Here is a 20,771-nt window from a genome sequence, read left to right as displayed (position 1 = left end):
GATCGGGCAAAATTTACGTGCTTCACGAAGTTGTGAAAGAAGTGTAGCTTACCGCCCATGACATCTGCGATATCCGTGTCGGGCCTGGTCAAGACCTTCGGCCCGACGCGTGCACTGGACGACCTCACCTTGGACGTCCAGACCGGTGAGGTGCACGGCTTCCTCGGCCCGAACGGCGCCGGCAAGTCGACGACGATCCGGATCCTCCTCGGCCTGCTGCGTGCCGACTCCGGCACCGCGCGGCTGCTCGGCGGCGACCCGTGGAAGGACACCGCGGCGCTGCACCGCAGGCTCGCCTACGTCCCCGGCGACGTGAACCTCTGGCCCAACCTGACCGGTGGCGAGGTCATCGACCTGCTCGGACGGCTCCGCGGCGGCGTGAACGAGGCCCGCCGCGAGGAGCTCCTGGAGCGCTTCGAGCTGGACCCGCGCAAGAAGGGCCGCACCTACTCCAAGGGCAACCGGCAGAAGGTCGCGCTGGTCGCCGCCCTGGCGAGCGACGTCGAGCTGCTGATCCTCGACGAGCCCACCTCGGGCCTCGACCCGTTGATGGAGGCCGTCTTCCAGGCCTGCATCAACGACGAACGCGCGCGCGGCCGCACGGTGCTGCTCTCCAGCCACATCCTCGCCGAGGTCGAGGCCCTGTGCGACAGGGTGAGCATCATCCGGGGTGGCCACATCGTCGAGACCGGCACGCTCGCCGACCTGCGGCACCTGACCCGCACGTCGATCTCCGCCGAGCTCGCGGGCCCGCCCGACGGCCTCGCGGACCTCACCGGCGTCCACGACCTCGTCACCGAGGGCAACCGCGTCAGGTTCGAGGTCGACTCGGACGAGCTCGACCCCGTGCTCAAGCGGCTCGCGGCGTCGGGCGTGCGCACGCTGACCTCGCAGCCGCCCACGCTCGAGGAGCTGTTCCTGCGCCACTACGAGGACGCGAGATGATCGGCACCTGGCAGCTGGTCCGCCTCGCTCTGCGCCGCGACCGCGTCCTGCTCCCCGTCTGGGTCCTGTTCCTGGTGGGCGTCACCTACTCCACGACGACGGCGCTCGAGGAGCTGTACGGGTCGCAGGAGTCGCGGGCGCTGCTCGGCGTCACCGCCAACGCGAACTCCGCGTTCCTCGCGATGCTCGGCCCGCTGCACGACTGGTCGTCGCTCGGCGGCCTGGTCGTCTGGCGCTGGGGCGTCTTCTCCGGCCTGTTCATCGCCATCATGGCGATGCTGGTCGTCACGCGGCACACGCGCGCAGAAGAAGAAGCGGGCCGCACGGAACTCATCAGTGCCACCGTCGTCGGTCGGCACGCGCCCCTGGCCGCGGCTGTGGTCGTGGCGGGCGGCACGAGCCTGCTGATCGGGCTGCTGCAGGCGCTGGCGCTGATCGGCAAGGACCTCGCCCCGGCGGGCGCGTTCGCGTTCGGCCTCTCCACGGCGAGCGTCGGACTGGTCTTCACCGGTGTCAGCGCCTTCACCGCGCAGCTGCCGGAGAACTCGCGCGTGTCGAACGCGGTCGCGGGCGGGTTCCTCGGCGTCACCTACCTGCTGCGGGCCGCGGGCGACGCGGCGGGGGAGTCGGGACCGCAGTGGCTCACCTGGCTCTCGCCGATCGGCTGGACCGAGCAGGTGCGGTCCTTCGGCGACAACAGGTTCTGGGTGCTGCTGATCCCGCTGGTGGTGTCCGCGGGGCTCGTCGGCGTCTCCGCGTACGTCGTGACGCGCCGCGACGTCGGTCTCGGCCTGTTCGCGGCACGCCTCGGGCCTGCGCGGGGCTCGATCGGCAGCCCGTTCGGGCTGGCCTGGAGGTTGCAGAAGGGGTCGCTCATCGGCTGGTCCACCGCGCTGTTCGGCGTCGGCGTCATCTACGGCAGCGTGGCGCAGGCGGTCGGGCAGATGGTGCAGGACAACCCGGCGCTCGGCCAGATCGTGCAGCGGATCGGCGGTGCCGACGCGATGGTGGACGCGTTCTTCGCGACCGTCACGCAGCTGCTGGGCCTGATCTCGTCGATCTACCTCGTCCAAGCGCTGCTGCGGCTGCGTTCGGAGGAGACGTCGTTCCGCGCGGAGCCGGTCCTCGCCACGCCGGTGCCGCGCTGGCGCTGGGTCGCCTCGCACGCGGTGTTCGCCCTGGTGGGCGGCGCGGTCGTGCTGGCGTCGGCGGGGCTCGGCCTGGGGCTGGTCCACGGCCTGCAGGTCGACGACCTGGGCGCGGTCCTGCCGAGGATGCTGGGCGCGGCGCTGGTCCAGCTGCCCGCGGCCTGGGTCCTCGCCGGCGTGACGCTGCTGCTGTTCGGGGTGTTCCCGCGGCTCACGGGCGTGAGCTGGGCGGTGGTGTCGGTGTCGCTGGTGCTCACGCTGCTGGGGCCGACCCTGGGCCTCGACCAGTGGGTCCTCGACGTCTCGCCGTTCACGCACGTCCCGAAGTACCCGGACACCACCTTCGGGCCGCTCGCGTGGCTCACCGCGGTCGCGGTGCTCCTCCTCGTCGCGGGGTTCGCCGGGTTCCGGCGCCGCGACCTGACAACGTGACGATCGCGGGGATGGTGAGCAGCAGTCCCGCCGGGACCAGGAACCCCAGCAGCGGGTGCGCCTGGTAGAGCGGGACGAACGCCAGCGGGGACGCGGCGGCGCCCATGAAGCGCAGTGACTGCACGACACTGACGCTGCCGCCCCTGTTGGCGCTGTCACCGGTCAGCACCAGCGCGTTGATGCTCACCAGCACGCCCTGGGCGGCCGCGCCGGTCAGGGCCCACGCGAGGACCACCGCCGCGGCCAGGGGCGAGGTGCCGGCCGCCGCGACCAGGCCCGCGCCGAGCGTCGCGCCGACGACGACGGTGGTCGTGGCGCCGAACCGGTCGATCGCCCTGCCGACGTGCCGCGCGGTGAGGAAGCCGACGACGCCGAAGCCGGTCAGCAGCACACCGCGCTGGCCTGCGCCGAGCCCGAAGACGTCGTCGAGCCGGAACGCCACGAGGAACGACAGGCCGCCGAGGCAGCCCCAGCCGATGAACCCGACGAGCGCCGGCCACAACGTGCTCGGCACGAAGGCGCTGCGCAGGCTCGCGTCGCGCTCCGGTTCGGCGTCGGTCCGCGGCACGCCGAGGACCGCCAGCGCCACGGCCACGACCGCGATCACCACGAACGCGAGCCGCCAGTCGATCTCGGCCGCGAGGCCACCGACGAGCGGGGCGGAGGTCTGCCCGGCCGCCTGCATCGCGCCGAAGAGCCCCAGCGCGCGGCCGAGTTTCTCCTTCGGCGTCGAGGCGGCGATCACCGCGAGCAGCACCGGCGTCGTGAACGAGTTCGCCGCTCCCTGCAACGCGCGTGAGGCCAGCAGCACCTCGAAGGTCCAGGAGGAAGCGGCCAAAGCGGACGTGACGGCGTAGGCGACGTACGCGATCCGGACAGTCCGTTGTGGACCCCAGCGTTGCGCGAGCGTGCCGGAAGCCAGCATCAGCACGGCGAACGGCACGAGGTAGAACGTCAGCGTCGAGGCCGCGGAACCGGCCGACCGGCCGAAGCTGCCGCCGATCTCGGGCAGGATCGACGTGGTGACCGCGCCCCCGAACGGTCCGATCAGGGCCCCGGCGTACAGCCCGGCACGTGCCAACCGTCCCACGGACACCTCCGCCGCTCACCCTATTGGGGGCGAGCGGCGGAGAGCGCGCGAAAGTGTTTCGTATCGCTGAGTTCTTCGGGAGCTCAGCGGGGACCGGTCGACGGCCAGCCGGGACCGCGGCCGCGGCGGCGCAGGTAGCGCTCGAACTCCGCCGCGATGTCGTCGCCGGACGCCTCGGTGATCTGCATGGCCGCGTCGCCGCGCTCCTCCAGGGCGCGCACGTAGTTGCGCACGTCCTCGTCCTCGTCGGCCATCTCGGAGACCGTGCGCTCCCACTCCTCGGCCTGCTCCGGCAGCGCGCCGAGCGGGACCTCGATGTCGAGCACCTCCTCCACCCGGTGCAGCAGGGCCAGGGTGGCCTTGGGGGAGGGTGGCTGCGAGACGTAGTGCGGCACCGCGGCCCAGAACGAGATCGCCGGGATGCCCGCCTGCACGCACGCGTCCTGGAACACGCCGACGATGCCGGTCGGGCCCTCGTACTTCGAGTGCTCCAGGCCGAACTTCTCGGCGGCGTCCGCGTCGTAGGCCGTGCCGGTGACCGGGACCGGGCGCGTGTGGGGCGTGTCCATCAGCAGGGCGCCCAGCGTCACCACCGTCGTCACCCCGAGCGCGTCGATGTGCCCGAGCAGCTCGGCGGCGAACTTGCGCCACCTCATGTTCGGCTCGATGCCGTGCACCAGGATCACGTCCACGTCCGACCCGGGAGGCCTGCACACCGACAGCCGCGTCGTCGGCCATTCGACCCTGCGGGTGACGCCGTCCACCATGCGGACCGTCGGGCGGGTCACCTGGAAGTCGTAGTAGTCGTCCGGGTCGATCTCGGCGAGCGGGGTGGCGTCCCAGGTGAGTTGGAGGTGCTCGATCGCGGTGCTGGCGGCGTCGCCGGCGTCGTTCCACCCTTCGAACGCGCAGACCATGATCGGAGCCGTGAGCGGTTTGCGCGGGGTCGAGGGGGTCGGGGATTCCTGGGACGGATCGTTCACGGCGCCAGACTACGGCCTCCCCCGCCCAAGTCATCGTAGGCTTGGCCCATGCGTGATCACGGAGAGTCGCCGTTGCTGGAAGCGCTGGTCAACCGCGTTGTCGTCGCCGACGGCGCCATGGGCACCATGCTCCAGGCCGCGGATCTCTCCCTCGACGACTTCCGCGGCCTGGAGGGCTGCAACGAGATCTTGAACGTCACGAGGCCGGACGTCGTGAAGGCCGTGCACCGCGGCTATCTCGAGGTCGGCGTCGACGCCGTGGAGACCAACACGTTCGGCGCGAACCTCGCGAACCTGGCCGAGTACGACATCGCGGACCAGATCTTCCACCTGTCCGAACGCGGTGCCGCCCTGGCGCGCGAGGTGGCGGACGAGTTCAGCGGGCCGGGGCAGCCGAGGTTCGTGCTCGGGTCGGTCGGTCCCGGCACCAAGCTGCCGACGCTCGGCCACGCGCCCTACGCGACGTTGCGCGACGCCTACGAGGAGCAGTGCAAGGGCCTGCTCGCCGGTGGCGTGGACGCGATCATCGTCGAGACCTCGCAGGACCTGCTGCAGACCAAGGCGTCCGTGATCGGCGCCCGGCGTGCGATGAGCGCGGAGGGCCGCCGGGTCCCGGTCATCGCCCAGGTGACCGTCGAGACGACCGGCACGATGCTGCTCGGCACGGAGATCGGCGCCGCGCTGACCGCCCTGGAACCGCTGGGGATCGACCTCATCGGCCTCAACTGCGCCACCGGCCCCGCCGAGATGAGCGAGCACCTGCGCACGCTCGCCAAGCACGCGCGCATCCCGCTGTCGGTGATGCCGAACGCCGGACTGCCCGAGCTCGGCCCGAACGGCGCGGTCTACCCGCTCTCGCCGGAGGAGCTGGCCCAGGCGCTCGCGGGGTTCGTGCGGGAGTTCGGCACGCGCCTGGTCGGAGGCTGCTGCGGCACGACCGCCGAGCACCTGCGCCAGGTCGCGGAAGCGGTGAAGGGCCTGGGACCCACGCCGCGCCGTCCGCGTCCCGAGCCCGGTGTGTCCTCTTTGTACCAGGCCGTCCCGTTCAAGCAGGACGCCTCGGTGCTGATGATCGGCGAGCGCACCAACGCCAACGGCTCCAAGGCGTTCCGCGAGGCGATGCTCGCGGAGAAGTGGGAGGACTGCGTCGAGATCGCGCGCGACCAGACGCGCGAGGGTGCCCACCTGGTCGACCTCTGCGTCGACTACGTCGGCCGCGACGGCGAGGCGGACATGCGGGCGCTGGCGTCGCGCCTGGCCACGGCGTCGACGTTGCCGATCATGCTCGACTCGACCGAGCCCGCGGTGTTGCAGGCCGGTCTGGAGTGCCTCGGCGGCCGGTCGGTGGTCAACTCGGTCAACTACGAGGACGGCGACGGCCCGGACTCGCGGTTCCAGAAGATCATGCGGCTCGTCTCGGAGCACGGTGCCGCGGTCGTGGCGCTGTGCATCGACGAGGAGGGCCAGGCCCGCACCGCCGAGTGGAAGGTCCGCGTCGCCGTCCGGCTGATCGAGGACCTGACGGAGAACTGGGGCATGCGGGTCGGCGACATCATCGTCGACTGCCTGACCTTCCCGATCTCCACCGGCCAGGAGGAGGTCCGCCGCGACGCGATCGAGACGATCGAGGCGATCCGCGAGCTCAAGCGCCGCTACCCGGACGTGCAGACGACGCTGGGCCTGTCCAACGTCTCCTTCGGGCTCAACCCGGCCGCTCGCCAGGTGCTGAACTCCGTGTTCCTGCACGAGTGCGTGCAGGCGGGCCTCGACACCGCGATCGTGCACGCGTCGAAGATCGTGCCGATGGCGCGCATCCCCGACGAGCAGCGCGCGGTCGCGCTGGACCTCGTGTACGACCGCCGCCGCGAGGGCTACGACCCGCTGCAGAAGCTGATGGAGCTGTTCGAGGGCGTCACGACGAAGTCGAACTCCGCCTCCCGCGCCGAGGAACTGGCCGCGCTGCCGCTGTTCGAACGGCTGGAGCGCCGGATCGTCGACGGCGAGCGCAACGGCCTGGAAGCCGACCTCGACCTCGCCCTCGACGAGCGCCCGGCGTTGCAGATCATCAACGACACGCTGCTCGCGGGCATGAAGACCGTCGGCGAGCTCTTCGGCTCCGGCCAGATGCAGCTGCCGTTCGTGCTGCAGTCCGCGGAGGTCATGAAGACCGCCGTCGCGCACCTCGAACCGCACATGGAACGGTCCGACGACGAGGGCAAGGGCCGGATCGTGCTCGCCACCGTCAAGGGCGACGTCCACGACATCGGCAAGAACCTCGTCGACATCATCCTGTCCAACAACGGCTACGAGGTCGTGAACATCGGCATCAAGCAGCCGATCAACGCGATCCTGGAGGCCGCGCAGGAGCACCGCGCGGACGCGATCGGCATGTCCGGCCTGCTGGTCAAGTCGACGGTGGTCATGAAGGAGAACCTCGAGGAGATGAACTCCCGGGGTGTCGCCGCGCGGTGGCCCGTCCTGCTCGGTGGCGCGGCGCTGACCCGCGCGTACGTCGAGAACGACCTGACCGAGATGTACCTCGGCGACGTCCGCTACGCCCGCGACGCGTTCGAGGGCCTGCGGCTGATGGACGCGGTCATGGCGGCCAAGCGCGGCGAGGCACCCGTGGTCGACGAGGAGGCCCGGGCGAAGGCGGCCGAGCGCAAGGCGCGCCGGGAACGCGCGCTGCGCCTCGCCGCGGCCCGCAAGGCCGCCGTCGAGGAGGAGGCGCGCACCGGCCGTTCCGACGTGGCGGCGGACAACCCGGTCCCGGCACCGCCGTTCTGGGGCAGCCGGGTCGTGAAGGGCATCCCGGTCGCGGACTACTCGGCACTGCTGGACGAGCGGGCGACGTTCATGGGCCAATGGGGCCTCAAGGGCACGCGCGGCGGCAACGGACCGTCCTATGAGGACCTGGTCGAGACCGAGGGCCGCCCGCGCCTGCGGTACTGGATGGAACGCCTTGCCACCGAAGGTGTCCTTGCCCACGCCGCCGTCGTCTACGGCTACTTCCCGTGCGTCTCCGAGGGAGACGACCTGATCATCCTGGAAGAGCCCTCGCCGGACTCGCCGGAGCGCTTCCGGTTCACCTTTCCGCGCCAGAAGAGGGATCGGCGGCTCTGCCTGGCCGACTTCTGGCGTCCGAAGGAGTCCGGTGAGGTGGACGTCATCGCGTTCCACCTCGTGACGATGGGTCAGCCGATCGCCGACTACGCGAACGAGCTGTTCGGCAAGAACGCGTATCGTGACTACCTGGAAGTCCACGGACTGGGGGTCCAGCTCACCGAAGCGCTGGCCGAGCACTGGCACAAGCGCGTCCGCGAGGAGCTCGTGTGGCCGGGTGGCGGATCGGTCGCCGCGGAAGACCCCGCCGACGTCGAGGAGTACTTCAAACTCGGCTACCGCGGTGCGCGGTACTCGTTCGGCTACGGCGCCTGCCCCGACATGGAGGACCGCCGGCGCGTCGTCGAGCTGCTCGACCCGGCGCGCATCGGGGTCTCGCTGTCCGAGGAACTCCAGCTCCACCCGGAACAGTCCACCGACGCCTTCGTGGCGCACCACCCGGAGGCGAAGTACTTCAATGTCTGACCCGCAAGCGGTCCTGTGGGACATGGACGGCACGCTGCTGGACTCCGAGAAGCTGTGGGACATCCCGCTCTACGAGTACGCGGAGAAGCTGGGCGGCGTGCTGTCGCCGGAGACCCGCGAACGGATGGTCGGCAGCAACGTCCCCACCACCATGCGCCTGCTGTTCGCCGACGTCGGCATCGAGCCGACCGACGCCGACATGGCCGACGGCGCCGCGTGGATCTCCCGCCGCACCGAGGAGGTCTTCCGCGCCGGCCTGCCGTGGCGGCCGGGCGCCCAGGAGGCGTTGAAGGCCGTGCGCGCGTCCGGCGTGCCGATGGCGCTGGTGACGTCCACCGAGCGCTCGCTGACCGAGGTCGCGCTGGACACGATCGGCCGCGACCTGTTCGACGTGACGGTGTGCGGCGACGAGGTGGACGGCCTGAACAAGCCGCTGCCCGAGCCGTACCTGAAGGCCGCGCGGCTGCTGGACGTCGATCCGGCGCGGTGCGTGGCGGTCGAGGACTCGCCCACGGGCGTCGCGGCGGCGGTGGCGGCCGGGTGCACCGTGCTGGTGGTGCCGTGCGACGTCGAGGTGCCGGCGGGGGAGAGGCGGGTCTTCCGCGACTCCCTCACCGGCGTCGACCTCGACGTGCTGCGCGCGCTCTAGATGTAGTGACTAATCAGGTTGTTGACGGCGTGTCGGGTTGGACATGGGAGGACCTCCGGGCGGAGTGGATGTGTCTGACGCATCCCATCGGCACACGGAGGTCCTCGCGTGCACAGTAACGCCCGCACCACGATCCATGCCCGCAGACTGATCGTGACTCGCCGCGCGGCCGGGTGGTTACCGGCGTGCATCGCCGAGCAGCTCGGTATCACGGGCGTGGGTCGAGCGGGGTGAACACACCGAGGCGGCTCTCGACCGCCTCGGCCGCGGCCAGGCACAGGTCCTCCCGGAACGCGCGCCCGATGACCTGCACGCCGGACGGCAGCCCGTCGCTGACGCCGGTCGGCACGGCGACGGCGGGAACACCGACGAAGCTGGTCACCGCGCACAGGCGCAGGGCGCGGGCGACCCGTTCGCGTCCCGCTTCGTCGCGCGACTCCAGGCCCGGCTCGACGGGCGGCTCGGTGAACACAGGTCCGAGCAGCAGCGGGTGCTCGTCGAGGAACTCCGCCCAGGAACGGCGGATGCCGAGCCACGTCCCCATGAGCTTCGTGAACCCCGCGGCGTCCACCGGCGGGGTCTTGTCCATGGCCATTTGGATGTAGCGGTCCCCGCCCTCGCCGAGCAGCGTTCGCACCACCGGCCAGGTCGGCGCGAACTCGGTCACGGTCATCCGGCCGTACGCCTCCAGCGCGTCGGCCAGCTGCGGCACGTCCGCCACCTCCCGCACGTCGTACCCGGCGTCGCGCAGGGCGTCGGCCGCCGCGGCGATAGCGCGAACGACGTCCGGGTGGACGCCCTGACCTCCGGGATCGGTGACGACGGCGACCTTGACCGGTCCGCGCAGCGGCTCGCCGTACAGGGGAACCGGCACGGCACGGGGATCGCGCGGGTCGGTCCCGGCCAGTGCCTCGCAGGCCAGCCGCAGGTCGGCGACCGTGCGCGCCAGCGGACCGTCGGTGACGAACAGCTGCGAGGCCGGTCCCGGGTCGTCCGCGCCGAGGACACGGTGGTCGGAGGGGAACCGTCCGGTGGTCGGCTTCAGCGCTGCCACCCCGCAGAACGCGGCCGGGATGCGGACCGAACCGCCGGAGTCGTTGCCGAGACCGAGCGCCGCCATGCCGGTGGCGACGGCGACCCCGTCTCCGCCGCTGGTACCACCGGGGGTGCGGCTGGGATCCCACGGGTTGACGGTGTCGCCGAACAGCTCGCTGCGGGTGTGCATGCCGGCCAGCACCAGGGTTGGCATGTTGCTGTGGCCGATCGGGATCGCGCCGGCCGCGCGGAGCCGGGCGACCGGGGGCGCGTCGGCCGCCGCCACCAAGTCGCGGAACCGCGGCAACCCGAGCGTGGTCGGCACCCCTTCCACGGCGGTGGACTCCTTGACCGTGAACGGCACTCCGGCAAGCGGCCCGAGCGCCTGCCCCGCCGCTCGCTGCCGGTCCGTGAGCTCCGCGGCCTCGCGCGCACGCTCGGCCATCAGCTGCGTGACAGCGTTGACCCGCGGGTTGACCTCGGCGATGCGGTCGAGGTGGCTCTCGACGAGCTCGGCGGCGGAGATCTCGCCGCTCCGGACCGCTTCCGCCTGGGCTGCGGCCGTCTTCGCCCACAAGGCGTCCTGCCTGATCATCACGTTCTCCATCCGGTAAGATCGATACAACCGTATCGGAAAAGAGGAGAGCATGCCCAAGCAGGTGGACTACGACAGCCGGCGCCGCCAGATCGCCGAAGCCGTCTGCCGCCTCGCCGACGAACACGGGCCCGAGGGGGTGAGCATGCGTGACGTCGCCGCTCGCGCCGAGGTCTCGCTCGGTGCCGTTCAGCGCTGTTTCCGCACCAAGGAGGAGATGCTGCTGTTCGCCGTCGAGCACGTCGGCGAGCGCGTGCGAGCACGTCTGACCGCGGACTCCTCCCTGGGGCAGGCGATCGACGAGATCGCGCTGCTGCGTGACGAACACCGGGCCGAGGCGCGGATCTGGCTGGCGTTCGTCGCCCAAGCCGCCATCAAGGAGCCACTCGCCCGTCCCCTCAGGAACAGCTACGCGGCATTGCACGACCTGCTCGTCCGCCTGGCCACCGGCAGCGGCCTGGCCGATCCGCCTGCCGCGGCTCGCGCGCTGCTGGCCATCGCGGACGGCCTCACCGCCCACGTGGTCATCGGTCACCTCACCGCGCAGGAAGCGGCGGAGGTCCTGAACACGCACGTGGCCGGGCTGTGGAAATAGGATCTGCGGTGTGCAGCGGCCACGCCGGGACATCAGACACCGACCTGTGGACCGACGCGACCTGGATCGTGGACTCCGCCCGGGTCGGATGCGGCCGCTCCTGCGAGACCACCAGACGTTCCGAACTGGCCAGCTGGCCGGCTACTGCTCGTCGCATTCACGGTTCTCCTGGGGCCTGCGCCTGGTCTGCATCCCGGCCGGCCTGCCGATCATCTGGGCGCTCGCGAACCCGAGGATCGACGAACGCCAGGTGCTGATGGCGGTCCTGGACCATGATCCGTCCGTGCTGGCCGACCGACCCGGTCTACTGGTCATCGCGGACAAGGGCTACGTCTCCCGGGAGCTCGACACGTTCCTGGTCGAACGCGGGGTCCGGCTACTGCGCCCCAACTACCGCAACCGCACCCCACGCCCGGCCGAACACCTGCTCAAACCCGTCCGCCAGCTCATCGAATCGGTCAACCACACCCTCAAAGGCCAGCTCGACCTCGAGCTGCACGGCGGCCGCACCATCGACGGCGTCACCGCCCACATCGCCCAACGCATCCTCGCCCTGACCACCGCGATCTGGCACAACCGCGCCACCGGTCAGCCCATTACCCGATCCCTGATCGCCTACGACCACTGATCAGTCAGGACTTACCCGTCTAGCGGTGTGGCGCCGCGGCGGGGGTCTTCGCCCGGCGCGTGGCCGGGTCGACCAGCAGGCCGAACACCACGCCGATGCCGACGTAGAGCGTGGCGAGCTGGGCGAGCGAGCTGAGGCGGAACTGCCACAGCACGGCAACCGGCACGTCCGCGGGGATCGTGTCCGGTGACGCGGGGAACGCGAGCAGCACCACCGCGACGGCCGCGGTGACCGCGAGCAGCACGGCGGTCGTGCGGACCGGCTGCGACTGCTCGCGCAGCCGGCCGGCCAGCAGGCTCGCGCCCCACACGATCAGCAGGCCCGCGACCACCACACCGAGGTAGAGCGCGGTGCGGTGGTTCACCGTCTCCGGGTCGCCCACGGCGGGCGGGTTGGCCGGGTACTTGAGCCACGGCAGCAGCGCCACGGCGCCGAACACCGCGGCGCCGAACGTGAAGCTGCGCGTGAACGGCGTGCCGGCGGCGAACCAGCGCTTCGACAGCGCGTAGGCCGTGGCGAACACCAGGCCCACCGCGACGCCGACGATCACCACGCCGAGCATGCCGCCCACGACCTGCGTGCCGCGACTGACCAGCTCCTCACCGCCGTGGGAGTGGCCGTCACCGGAGGGTTCCCGCGCCGCCTCGACCGCGAGCGCGGCGCGGATCGGGATCTCGGTGACCAGGAGCTGCACGAGCGCGGAGGCGACGCCGGCGACGGCGCCGGCCGCGACCCCGCGCAGCGCAAGGGACCTGTACGTCGTCATCTGCTTGATCAGCGGATCAGTGGCACGGGACGCCGAGGGCGTGGCGGCCGTCGTGGAAGAACTCGTGCAGCAGCTCCGAGCTCGCGCCGAGCGCGAGGCCGTTCTCCTGCAGGACCAGGTAGGTGACGACCAGGCCGAGCAGTGAGACGGCGAAGGCCCACTTGGGCACGCGGACGGCGGACAGGCTTGCTGCGGGGCTCGTCATGACGGGCTCCTCCATACCTCGTGGAAGGTCAACTCTCCTTGCGGCGCCGCAGCCGGTCTCCTGACTCCCGGATCAACGCTGCCCCCGCGTCTTCCCAGCCCCTCGCGGGACCAGTGACGTGCTCGGCGGGGATCGCTTCCCGGTCACAGTGGCGAGGACCGCGCCGGATTCACACCGGCTTCCCGTCACTGCGGCGCGTGCACCGTAAGTTCACCGGCCCGTCAGGCACAACCGGCCATAAGAGTTGTTGCGTCCCTCACTTCACGAGCGGACAGTCGCCGCACTTCCCACCTGCGGCGACGCGGTAGTAGAGGCAGCAGCTCCTGCGCACGAACCCGACTTCGCCGGGAAAGCTCAGGAATTTCCCGGCCTGTTCGAAAGGCGGGGCGCTCATGAGCAGTTCGCCCCGTTCTTCCGCTTCCTCCGCCGTGAGCATCCGTGCGCGCACAACCATTTTCAGCGCACCCGCGATGTTCGACATCGCGTTGCCCCACAACAACCCTCGCGCCACCGGTGTGACCGACTGAATCGCCTCGACCACGGGTTCCAGCGCCTCGGCGGCGGGCGGGCCGAGCCGCGGCTCGTCGATGCGGACGCTCAGGCCGTTGACCGGGTGGTGCTGCCACCACAGGTTCTCCGGCCGGACGTCGATCGGGAGGTTCGCGGCCGTGAGCGGGCTGAGCAGCCGAGCGGTGTAGCTGAGGAAGAACAGGCTCGCCGCGACGCGGGGTTCTTCCGCCCGGTACCGGACAGCGATGGCGTCGATGGTGTTCTTCAGCGCCGGGCCGTCCAGGAGCGCCGTTCCCGGCGACCAGGAGTCGTCCGGACGACCCACGTCGAGCGCGAAGAACGGGTTGATCCCGCGCACCCGGCGCAGCGCTGCGAGGACCTCCGCGAATTCCGACACGGGAATTCACGCTACCGGGTGTTCATGCAGGACAGATCACGTCCACGGCCTGGGACAGACGCGACCGCGGTGCGGACCGGGGTCCGGGGGATGGGAGGATGTGGAGCCGTGAAGACCTTCGATTCCCTGTTCGCAGAGCTGACCGGACGAGCCGCCACCAAGCCGGAGGGATCCGGCACCGTCGCAGCGCTCGAGGCCGGCGTCCATGCGCAGGGCAAGAAGGTCCTGGAGGAGGCGGGCGAGGTCTGGATCGCCGCCGAGTACGAGTCCGACGAGAAGCTCGCCGAAGAGATCTCGCAGCTGCTGTACCGCCTCCAGGTGCTGATGCTGGGCCGCGGCCTGACCCTCGAAGACGTCTACAAGTACCTCTGACGGAGACCCCCACATGCTGCGCGTAGCAGTCCCGAACAAGGGTGCGCTCGCCGAACGCGCCTCCGCCATGCTCACCGAGGCCGGCTACCGGCAGCGGCACGAGCCGCGCGACCTGACCGTGCTCGACCCCAACAACGAGGTCGAGTTCTTCTTCCTGCGCCCCAAGGACATCGCGATCTACGTGGCGTCCGGTGACCTGGACCTCGGCATCACCGGCCGCGACCTGGCCGCCGACTCGGGCGCCGACGACAACGGCTCCTCCGTCGAGGAGCTGCTGGCGCTGGGCTTCGGTGCCTCGACGTTCCGCTACGCGGGCCCTCGCGGCACCGACTGGAAGGTCTCCGACCTCGAGGGCAAGCGCCTCGCCACCGCCTACCCGAGGCTCGTGGGCCGCGACCTCGAGGCCCGCGGCATCACCGCGCAGGTCATCCGCCTCGACGGCGCCGTCGAGATCTCGATCCAGCTCGGCGTGGCCGACCTGATCGCCGACGTGGTGGGCTCCGGCCGCACGCTGCGCCAGCACGACCTGGTGCCGTTCGGCGAGCCGATCTGCGAGTCCGAGGCGGTCCTGATCCACCGCAACGGCACGGAGCTGACCGCCGCCAAGAAGCAGCTGACGGCCCGCCTGCAGGGCGTCGTGTTCGCGCAGCAGTACCTGATGCTCGACTACGACTGCCCGCGCTCGCTCCTCGACGACGCCATCGCCCTCACCCCGGGCCTGGAGTCGCCGACGGTCGCCCCTCTCGCGAACCCGGAGTGGGCCGCCGTGCGCGCGATGGTGTCGCGCAAGGAGGCGAACAAGGTGATGGACGAGCTGGCCGCCATCGGCGCCAAGGCCGTGCTGGCCTCGGACATCAGGTTCTGCCGCCTGTGATCACGGAGCACGCCCTGCTGGACGTGCTGCCGGGTTCCGAGGCCGAGTTCGAGTGGGCGTTCGGCGAGGCGCGGGAGCTGATCTCCGCCTCGCCGGGCTTCCGCGGCCTGGAACTGCTGCGGTGCCTGGAGGCGCCGTCGCGCTACCTGCTGCTCGTGCGCTGGAACACGTTGGAGGACCACACGGTCGGCTTCCGGCAGGGGCCCTCCTACGAGCGGTGGTCTTCGTTGCTGCACCGCTTCTACTCGCCGTTCCCGGTGGTGTCCCACTTCGAGAGCGCCCTGAGCACCTCGTCGTCCGTGGTCTGATCGAAGTTCTCGTACCAGCTGCTGACGGCCCGGAAGTGCCTCGGGACGAGGACGGCGACGGTTCTCGTCGTGAAGCTCCGCAGCGACTCCCCGGCCGCGACGGGAACGGCCAGGGTGGTGCTGCGCGGGCGGTGGTGCGCGATCCACCCGAGCGCCGCCTTGGCCGTGACGCCGGTGGCCAGGCCGTCGTCCACGACGATGACGTCGCGATCCCTGATGACCAGCGGCTTCGTGCCCCGGTAGAGGGCGGTGCGCCTCCGGGCTTCCGCGCGTTCCTCGTCGCAGATCCCGCCCAGCTGCTCCTCGGTGAGGTTCAGGGCCCGGAGCACTGCTCTGTCGTAGATCGGTTCGCTGTCGGCCGTCACCGCGCCCACGCCGTACTCGGGGTGACCGGGAGCGCCGATCTTCCTCGCCACGACCACGTCGAGTTCGGCGTGCAGGTGCTCGGCCACCTCCTTGGCGACCGGGACGCCGCCTCTGGGCAGGCCGAGGACCAGCGGGTCGTGCCACGAGCGGTCCGCGAGTCGCGCTGCCAGGGCGCGGCCCGCTTCCTGCCGGTTCGCGAACCTCTTCACAGTCCCGTTGACGCTACGCCCCTCCGAGGCCGGTCGGACAGGTCGATGACATCGGTGGTCGTGGAGCCCGAGCCCGCGCGGGTGGCGACGAGGGCGAACCGGAACAGCATCGAGGCACGTCCCGGTGCCGGCCGCAGTGCGCGGAACCTGACCCAGCTGTGTCGACCGCGGGTCTTCGTGGCGGCGGTGGGGCTGCGATTCCTGTCGTGGCCTGTGTCAGCCTTCGCGGACGAACAGCGCCTGCGCCGTCGTCCCCACCGGCCCCTCCACGTCGTGCACCACGCTGGTCGCGAGCCCGACCCCGTCCTGCCCGATGGTGGTCCGCGCGTCCAGGCCGATCCACTCGCCGACAGGCGAGCGGTGCAGGTGCACCGTCAGGTCGGTGTTGATGGCGTACCACTTGCGGATGTCCAGACGGGACGAGACGCCGCTGGCCGAGTCCACCACGGAGAACAGGCGCTCCAGCGGAGACGGCTCCGAGCCCTCGACGACGGCCACGCGTGGGCGGGCCCACACCTGCGCGTCGCCCGGCGTGAAGATGCCGCCGGACAGGGAAAGCCACTCGACGGCGGCCAGGTAGCCGCCGGACCAGTGGTCCGGGATCTCCATCGGCACGGCCGACGTGGGCGGCGCGAGCGGCGGCGGTGCGCCGGCGGCGACGGCGGTGGTGTCCGCGCCGACGATGCGCCACGCGCGCGCCGTCAGCACCGCGCGGCCCTCGAAGGACAGCGAAGCCGCCAGCAGCTCCACCGAGCGGCCCGGGCGTTCGACCGAGGTGGCGACCGTCAGGTCGGCGACCGGGACGGGGCCGAGCACCTCGAACGTCACGCGGGCCAGGGCGGACGACGGGGTGCCCAGGCCTTGCAGGGCGCGGACCAGCAGGGCCGAGGGCGGGCCGAGGTGCTGGCTGTCCGGGCCCCACGGGCCCACCGTGTGCTGCGTGGAGCGGAACGTGCCGTCGCCCAGCGGCTCGTAGAAGGCGGCCATCAGTCGCGGTCCCGGAGGGCCTCGGCGTCGTCGGGCTCCGGCCAGCCGGGGTAGGGCGGCGGGGTGCCGTCGAAGGCCGGGCAGAACGCCTTGTGGTCGCAGTAGTCGCACAGGCGGCTGGGGTTGGGGCGGAAGTCACCGGTCGGGGCGGCGCGCATGATGGCCTGCCAGATCGCCTCGAGGGTGCGTTCGAAGCGGGCCAGTTCCGACTCGTCCGGCGTGTAGGCGAGGGCCTGGCGGTCGGCGAGGTACATCAGGCGCAGCTGGCGGGGGACGACGCCGCGCAGCTTCCACAGCACGAGGGCGTAGAACTTCATCTGGAACAACGCCTTCGCCTCGCCGATCTCGCGGGGCGCGGCACCCGTCTTGTAGTCGACGACGCGGATCTCCCCCGTCGGGGCCACGTCCACGCGGTCGATGTAGCCGCGCAGCAGCACGCCGGAGGACAGCTCGGACTCCACGAGCAGCTCGCGGGACTCCGGTTCGAGGCGCCGGGGGTCCTCCAGGCCGAAGTAGCCGTCGAGCAGCTTCGTGGCCGACGCGAGCCACTCCGCTTCCTCGGCGCCGCCCGGCTCCTCGAACAGCGTGGCGAACTCCGGGCGTTCGCCCTTCACGCGCTCCCACGCCGGGGCGATCATCGCCCGCGCGCGGTCCGGCACGCGGTCGGCGGCGGGCAGGGCGAACAGGTCTTCCAGCACCGCGTGTACCACCGTGCCGCGCACCTGAGCCTTCGTCGGCCTCTCCGGCAGCCGGTCGACCGCGCGGAACCGGTAGAGCAGCGGGCACTGCTTGAAGTCCCCTGCCCGGGAAGGCGAGAGCGCGGGCCTGCGCAACGTGGTGCTCATGCTTCGCACCCTAGGACAGGGGTCTGACAATCCCGTTCCCGCCACCTGGCCGCGCACCAGACCGCGAGATCACACCGGTGGCTCTACAGTGCTCCCGTGGCCGCGCGGACCAGCGAACGAGAGGGCGGCCTGCTGCTGTTCCGGGTGGCGGGCATCCCGGTGCTCCTCGCGCCGTCGTGGTGGATCGGCTCGGCGATCATCGTCGCCTTCTACGCCCCGCTGGTCGACGACATCGCCCCCGGCACACCGGCGGGGACCGGCCTGCTCGTCGCCGCGCTCTTCGCCGTGTTCCTCGGTCTGAGCGTCCTCGCGCACGAGCTCGGCCACTGCGTCGCCGCCCTGCGGCTCGGCCTGCCGGTGCGAAGACTGCGCCTGTACCTGCTCGGCGGGCTGTCCGAGATCATGCGCACCCCCGGCAGACCCAGCCACGAGGGGCTGGTCGCCGGCGCGGGACCGGCGGTGTCGGTGGCGCTGGCGGTGGTCTTCGGCGTCGGCGGCTTCGCGATGACGCCCGGTGGCGTGCTGTGGCTGCTCGTGGTGCAGGTCGCCGGGGCGAACCTGGTGGTCGCCATCTTCAACCTCCTGCCCGGCCTGCCGCTGGACGGCGGGCGGATCGTCCGGGCGGGAGTGTGGGCCGCCACAGGTGAACGCGCGGCGGGCACCCGTGTCGCCGTGTTCGGTGGTTTCGCCGTGGCCGTCGCACTGGTGGCGTGGGCGCTCTACGGAGTCACGGCGGGCGCGGAAGACCGATGGCTGCGCTTCGGTGTGTGCGTGCTCACGGCGTGGGTCGTCGTCGCGGGCGCGAGAAGTGAGCTGGCCAGCGAACGGCGCCGTACCTGGCCCGTCGGCGTGACCCTCGAGGACCTGATCCTCCCCGTGCTCCAGCTCCCCGCCGAGAGCCCCGTCGCGGACGCGCTGAGCACCTCGGCCGGCCGGGGCGTGGTGCTGGTGCGCGCGGACGGCGTCGCGGCGGGGCTGCTCGACGCCGTGGCGGCCGAGAAGCTCGCCGCGGCAAGCCCTTTCGCCCCCGCGGAGCAAGCCGCCGAGCCGATCAGGCCGGAGACGGTGCTGCTCGCCGACGAGCCAGGCGAGGAGATCGTGGAACGCGTCCGGGGCACCGCCGCGTGGCAGTTCCTCGTCGTCGACCTGGAGGGGCGCCCGGCGGGCGTGCTGCGCAGGGAGGACCTGCGTGCGGCCATTGAGAAGGGCGTTTGACACCATTGCGCGGTGATTAGCGCAAGTGGACCGTTCCAGCCGGGTGACCGGGTTCAGCTGACCGACCCCAAGGGACGGCACTACACGGTCGTCCTGGAGCCCGGCAAGGAGTACCACACCCACCGCGGCGCCATCCCGCACGACTCGCTCATCGGCCAGCCCGAGGGCTCGGTCGTCGCGTCGGTGGGCGGCACGAACTTCCTGGCGCTGCGCCCGCTGCTGCCGGACTACGTGCTGTCGATGCCGCGCGGCGCGCAGGTGATCTACCCGAAGGACGCCGCGCAGATCGTCATGTACGGCGACATCTTCCCGGGCGCCCGCGTCCTGGAGGCGGGCGCCGGCTCCGGCGCGCTGTCGTGCTCGCTGCTGCGCGCGGTGGGGGAGAAGGGCAGCGTCCAGTCCTACGAGGTGCGCGACGACCACGCGGTCCACGCCATCCGCAACGTGGAGACGTTCTTCGGCGAGCGCCCCGGCAACTGGTCGATCACCGTCGACGACGTCAAGAACCACCGGGGCGAGGTCGACCGGGTCATCCTCGACATGCTCTCGCCGTGGGAGGTGCTGCCCACGATCGCGGAGAACCTCATCCCCGGCGGCGTCCTGGTCGTGTACGTCGCCACCACCACGCAGCTGTCCGTGGTCACGGAGGCGTTGCGCGAGCAGACCTGCTGGACGGAGCCGCACGCGTGGGAGACGCTCGTCCGCCCGTGGCACGTCGTCGGCCTCGCCGTGCGCCCCGAGCACCGGATGATCGCGCACACCGCCTTCCTGCTGACCGCGCGCAAGCTCGCGCCCGGCGTGACGGCACCCAAGCCGCAGCGCCGCCCCAGCAAGGGCTGACGCCTGTCCGGTTCCGGACGAGGATCCGGGGGATCTGTCCCGCGCGAGGTGGTGAACGCCGTCGTCGCACCGGCCGCGAGCGTGCTCGCGGCTCCGGCGGCCGAGGCCGCGGGGTGTTCGGCGACGTACGAGCCGTTCAGCAGCGTCCACGAGGCCGGCCGGGCGCGTCCGGGTGCACGTCGTCCATCCAGCGTGTGCCCCGACCGGACGCCGGTCGCCTTCTGCCGCGAGTCGCACCAGGCGATCGGCGCGTCCACGCAGGTCCCGTGGAGCCGGCATGAACGACGAGGGCCCCGCACTCCACCGGAGTGCGGGGCCCTCGTGCGTCAGGTCAGTTGCCCTCGATCTTGTCGATGCCGCAGACCTTCCAGTCGCCGCCTTCCTTGGTCAGCTTGTAGATGATGCTGCCCGAGGTGGTCTTGCCGGGGTTGGCGGGATCGACGAGCCCGGTGAGCTTCTGCGTGAACGTGCCGGTGCTGCCCGACGTCCTGACCTCCGTCACGGTGGCCGTGGCGGTCGTCTGCGGTTGGCCGGACTGCGCCTTCAGCTTCGGGAACTCCGCCGTGCACACGAGGTCCTTGACGTCGTTCGGGCTGCTGCTGCCCGCGCGGACGCCCTTCAGGACGATCTCGGTGAACTCCTCGGCGACGTCCTTGGCCGCCGAGTCGCCGCCGCTCGACGAGCTCTTGGAGGACGGCGCGGTCGGCTTGCCGCTGCCGTTCGCCGGGTCCTGGGAGGCCGCGGTGGGCGCGGCGCTCGTGCTGCTGTCGTCGGGCTTGTCGGTGAAGTAGAAGAACCCCGCGATGCCGCCGCCGACGAGCACCAGCACACCGACGAGAACGCCGATGACCAGGCCGGTGTTGCTCTTCTTCGGGGGCGGGGGACCGCCGAACCCGCCGGGCTGGCCGTAGGGCTGCTGGCCGTAGGGGCCGGGCTGTCCGTACGGGCCGGGCTGGCCCTGCTGCGGGAAACCGCCGCTGTGCGGTCCCTGCTGGCCGAACGGGTTCTGCTGGGGCTGGCCGTAGGGCCCGGGCTGGCCGGGCTGCGCAGCGGGACCGGGCTGGCCGTAGCCCGGCTGCGGCTGCTGGCCGTAACCGGGTTGCTGCGGCGGCTGCTGCCCGTAGGGCCCTGGCTGCTGGGGCGGGTAGGTCATGGAGCTTCCCCCGGAGGTGGTGTGGGACCCGGCGGT

General features: G+C 71.5%; 20 protein-coding genes, 1 pseudogene and 1 riboswitch. Of the genes and pseudogenes, 11 read left to right on the top strand and 10 right to left on the bottom strand.

The genetic code is table 11. The annotated features are described in order from the left end of the window. The first annotated feature begins 57 nt into the window (after positions 1–57). Entirely contained in the window at positions 58–945 is an 888-nt protein-coding gene (locus tag V1227_RS14360; RefSeq protein WP_329793058.1) for an ABC transporter ATP-binding protein, read from the top strand. Beyond that, a complete protein-coding gene (locus V1227_RS14355; protein WP_329793057.1) occupies positions 942–2,525 on the top strand; it encodes an ABC transporter permease in 1,584 nt (527 codons plus the stop codon). The genes V1227_RS14360 and V1227_RS14355 overlap by 4 nt, the downstream gene beginning before the upstream one ends. On the opposite strand, the gene V1227_RS14350 is transcribed toward V1227_RS14355, so the two are convergent. Together V1227_RS14350 and V1227_RS14345 are read right to left on the bottom strand one after the other, a co-directional pair. Then, complete coding sequence (locus V1227_RS14350; protein WP_329793056.1) at positions 2,455–3,615, bottom strand: MFS transporter; 1,161 nt, start codon at positions 3,613–3,615, stop codon at positions 2,455–2,457. The two genes, V1227_RS14355 and V1227_RS14350, sit on opposite strands and share 71 nt — an antisense overlap. Before the next feature lie 83 nt (positions 3,616–3,698). After that, positions 3,699–4,598 carry a PAC2 family protein gene (locus V1227_RS14345; RefSeq protein WP_329793055.1) on the bottom strand — a complete coding sequence of 300 codons (900 nt, stop codon included), beginning with the start codon at positions 4,596–4,598 and terminating at the stop codon, positions 3,699–3,701. Between the two features lie 48 nt (positions 4,599–4,646). Here V1227_RS14345 and metH point away from each other — a divergent pair, with 48 nt between their 5' ends. Next, the gene (gene metH / locus V1227_RS14340) at positions 4,647–8,186 is read left to right on the top strand and encodes a methionine synthase (protein WP_329793054.1); all 3,540 of its coding nucleotides are present in this window, start codon (positions 4,647–4,649) and stop codon (positions 8,184–8,186) included. Next, entirely contained in the window at positions 8,179–8,835 is a 657-nt protein-coding gene (locus tag V1227_RS14335; RefSeq protein WP_329793053.1) for an HAD family hydrolase, read from the top strand. The genes metH and V1227_RS14335 overlap by 8 nt, the downstream gene beginning before the upstream one ends. 208 nt (positions 8,836–9,043) lie before the next feature. On the opposite strand, the gene V1227_RS14330 is transcribed toward V1227_RS14335, so the two are convergent. Then, positions 9,044–10,465 (bottom strand): amidase, encoded by a 1,422-nt coding sequence (locus V1227_RS14330; protein WP_329793052.1) that lies wholly within the window; start codon positions 10,463–10,465, stop codon positions 9,044–9,046. A gap of 52 nt (positions 10,466–10,517) precedes the next feature. On the opposite strand from V1227_RS14330, the gene V1227_RS14325 reads away from it, so the two are divergent. Both V1227_RS14325 and V1227_RS14320 read left to right on the top strand, forming a co-directional pair. Beyond that, on the top strand, positions 10,518–11,060 hold the full coding sequence (locus V1227_RS14325) for a TetR/AcrR family transcriptional regulator (protein WP_329793051.1): 543 nt from the start codon (positions 10,518–10,520) through the stop codon (positions 11,058–11,060). Between the two features lie 35 nt (positions 11,061–11,095). Continuing rightward, positions 11,096–11,688 (top strand): annotated as a pseudogene (locus V1227_RS14320) (transposase); the annotation flags it as partial. Positions 11,689–11,707: 19 nt separating this feature from the next. Here V1227_RS14320 and V1227_RS14315 read toward each other — a convergent pair. From V1227_RS14315 to V1227_RS14305, 3 genes are all read right to left on the bottom strand, one after another. Beyond that, on the bottom strand, positions 11,708–12,454 hold the full coding sequence (locus V1227_RS14315) for a CbtA family protein (RefSeq protein ID WP_329793048.1): 747 nt from the start codon (positions 12,452–12,454) through the stop codon (positions 11,708–11,710). Between the two features lie 16 nt (positions 12,455–12,470). Then, complete coding sequence (locus tag V1227_RS14310; RefSeq protein ID WP_329793046.1) at positions 12,471–12,659, bottom strand: CbtB domain-containing protein; 189 nt, start codon at positions 12,657–12,659, stop codon at positions 12,471–12,473. A gap of 33 nt (positions 12,660–12,692) precedes the next feature. Continuing rightward, positions 12,693–12,867, bottom strand: a riboswitch (cobalamin riboswitch). A gap of 48 nt (positions 12,868–12,915) precedes the next feature. Continuing rightward, positions 12,916–13,566 (bottom strand): (2Fe-2S)-binding protein, encoded by a 651-nt coding sequence (locus V1227_RS14305; protein ID WP_329793044.1) that lies wholly within the window; start codon positions 13,564–13,566, stop codon positions 12,916–12,918. Between the two features lie 108 nt (positions 13,567–13,674). Between V1227_RS14305 and V1227_RS14300 the strand changes: the two genes are divergently transcribed. The 3 genes from V1227_RS14300 to V1227_RS14290 are packed head-to-tail and all read left to right on the top strand — an operon-like array spanning position 13,675 to position 15,120. Then, positions 13,675–13,938: a phosphoribosyl-ATP diphosphatase gene (locus tag V1227_RS14300; protein WP_090098071.1), complete on the top strand. Its 264-nt coding sequence runs from the start codon at positions 13,675–13,677 to the stop codon at positions 13,936–13,938. A gap of 13 nt (positions 13,939–13,951) precedes the next feature. After that, positions 13,952–14,812 (top strand): ATP phosphoribosyltransferase, encoded by an 861-nt coding sequence (hisG, locus tag V1227_RS14295; RefSeq protein WP_236220034.1) that lies wholly within the window; start codon positions 13,952–13,954, stop codon positions 14,810–14,812. After that, complete coding sequence (locus V1227_RS14290; RefSeq protein WP_236220035.1) at positions 14,809–15,120, top strand: antibiotic biosynthesis monooxygenase family protein; 312 nt, start codon at positions 14,809–14,811, stop codon at positions 15,118–15,120. The genes hisG and V1227_RS14290 overlap by 4 nt, the downstream gene beginning before the upstream one ends. On the opposite strand, the gene V1227_RS14285 is transcribed toward V1227_RS14290, so the two are convergent. From V1227_RS14285 to V1227_RS14275, 3 genes are all read right to left on the bottom strand, one after another. Next, positions 15,054–15,695 (bottom strand): phosphoribosyltransferase, encoded by a 642-nt coding sequence (locus V1227_RS14285; protein ID WP_329793042.1) that lies wholly within the window; start codon positions 15,693–15,695, stop codon positions 15,054–15,056. The genes V1227_RS14290 and V1227_RS14285 overlap by 67 nt on opposite strands. A gap of 216 nt (positions 15,696–15,911) precedes the next feature. Further along, on the bottom strand, positions 15,912–16,685 hold the full coding sequence (locus V1227_RS14280; RefSeq protein WP_329794024.1) for a thioesterase family protein: 774 nt from the start codon (positions 16,683–16,685) through the stop codon (positions 15,912–15,914). Next, entirely contained in the window at positions 16,682–17,527 is an 846-nt protein-coding gene (locus V1227_RS14275) for a RecB family exonuclease (protein WP_329793040.1), read from the bottom strand. The genes V1227_RS14280 and V1227_RS14275 overlap by 4 nt, the downstream gene beginning before the upstream one ends. Positions 17,528–17,623: 96 nt before the next feature. On the opposite strand from V1227_RS14275, the gene V1227_RS14270 reads away from it, so the two are divergent. Both V1227_RS14270 and V1227_RS14265 read left to right on the top strand, forming a co-directional pair. Further along, the gene (locus V1227_RS14270) at positions 17,624–18,742 is read left to right on the top strand and encodes a site-2 protease family protein (protein ID WP_329793039.1); all 1,119 of its coding nucleotides are present in this window, start codon (positions 17,624–17,626) and stop codon (positions 18,740–18,742) included. A gap of 15 nt (positions 18,743–18,757) precedes the next feature. Next, a complete protein-coding gene (locus V1227_RS14265) occupies positions 18,758–19,582 on the top strand; it encodes a tRNA (adenine-N1)-methyltransferase (RefSeq protein WP_236220131.1) in 825 nt (274 codons plus the stop codon). A 331-nt stretch (positions 19,583–19,913) separates the two neighbouring features. Here the strand turns inward: V1227_RS14265 and V1227_RS14260 are convergent, their stop codons facing one another. Further along, the gene (locus V1227_RS14260) at positions 19,914–20,735 is read right to left on the bottom strand and encodes a hypothetical protein (protein WP_329793038.1); all 822 of its coding nucleotides are present in this window, start codon (positions 20,733–20,735) and stop codon (positions 19,914–19,916) included. Between the last annotated feature and the right edge of the window lie 36 nt (positions 20,736–20,771).

Origin of the sequence: Lentzea sp. DG1S-22, from assembly GCF_036321065.1 — a bacterium.
In the GTDB taxonomy this organism is placed as follows: Bacteria; Actinomycetota; Actinomycetes; order Mycobacteriales; family Pseudonocardiaceae; genus Lentzea; species Lentzea jiangxiensis.
The sequence above is the reverse complement of the archived record's forward strand: the minus strand, read 5'-3'. Positions and strand labels throughout refer to the sequence as shown.

Coding starts and splice junctions, on each gene's coding strand:
- V1227_RS14360 (WP_329793058.1), top strand. CDS start 58: ATGACATCTGCGATATCCGTGTCGGGCCTGGTCAAGACCTTCGGCCCG.
- V1227_RS14355 (WP_329793057.1), top strand. CDS start 942: ATGATCGGCACCTGGCAGCTGGTCCGCCTCGCTCTGCGCCGCGACCGC.
- metH (WP_329793054.1), top strand. CDS start 4,647: ATGCGTGATCACGGAGAGTCGCCGTTGCTGGAAGCGCTGGTCAACCGC.
- V1227_RS14335 (WP_329793053.1), top strand. CDS start 8,179: ATGTCTGACCCGCAAGCGGTCCTGTGGGACATGGACGGCACGCTGCTG.
- V1227_RS14330 (WP_329793052.1), bottom strand. CDS start 10,465: ATGATCAGGCAGGACGCCTTGTGGGCGAAGACGGCCGCAGCCCAGGCG.
- V1227_RS14325 (WP_329793051.1), top strand. CDS start 10,518: ATGCCCAAGCAGGTGGACTACGACAGCCGGCGCCGCCAGATCGCCGAA.
- V1227_RS14315 (WP_329793048.1), bottom strand. CDS start 12,454: ATGACGACGTACAGGTCCCTTGCGCTGCGCGGGGTCGCGGCCGGCGCC.
- V1227_RS14310 (WP_329793046.1), bottom strand. CDS start 12,659: ATGACGAGCCCCGCAGCAAGCCTGTCCGCCGTCCGCGTGCCCAAGTGG.
- hisG (WP_236220034.1), top strand. CDS start 13,952: ATGCTGCGCGTAGCAGTCCCGAACAAGGGTGCGCTCGCCGAACGCGCC.
- V1227_RS14275 (WP_329793040.1), bottom strand. CDS start 17,527: ATGAGCACCACGTTGCGCAGGCCCGCGCTCTCGCCTTCCCGGGCAGGG.
- V1227_RS14260 (WP_329793038.1), bottom strand. CDS start 20,735: ATGACCTACCCGCCCCAGCAGCCAGGGCCCTACGGGCAGCAGCCGCCG.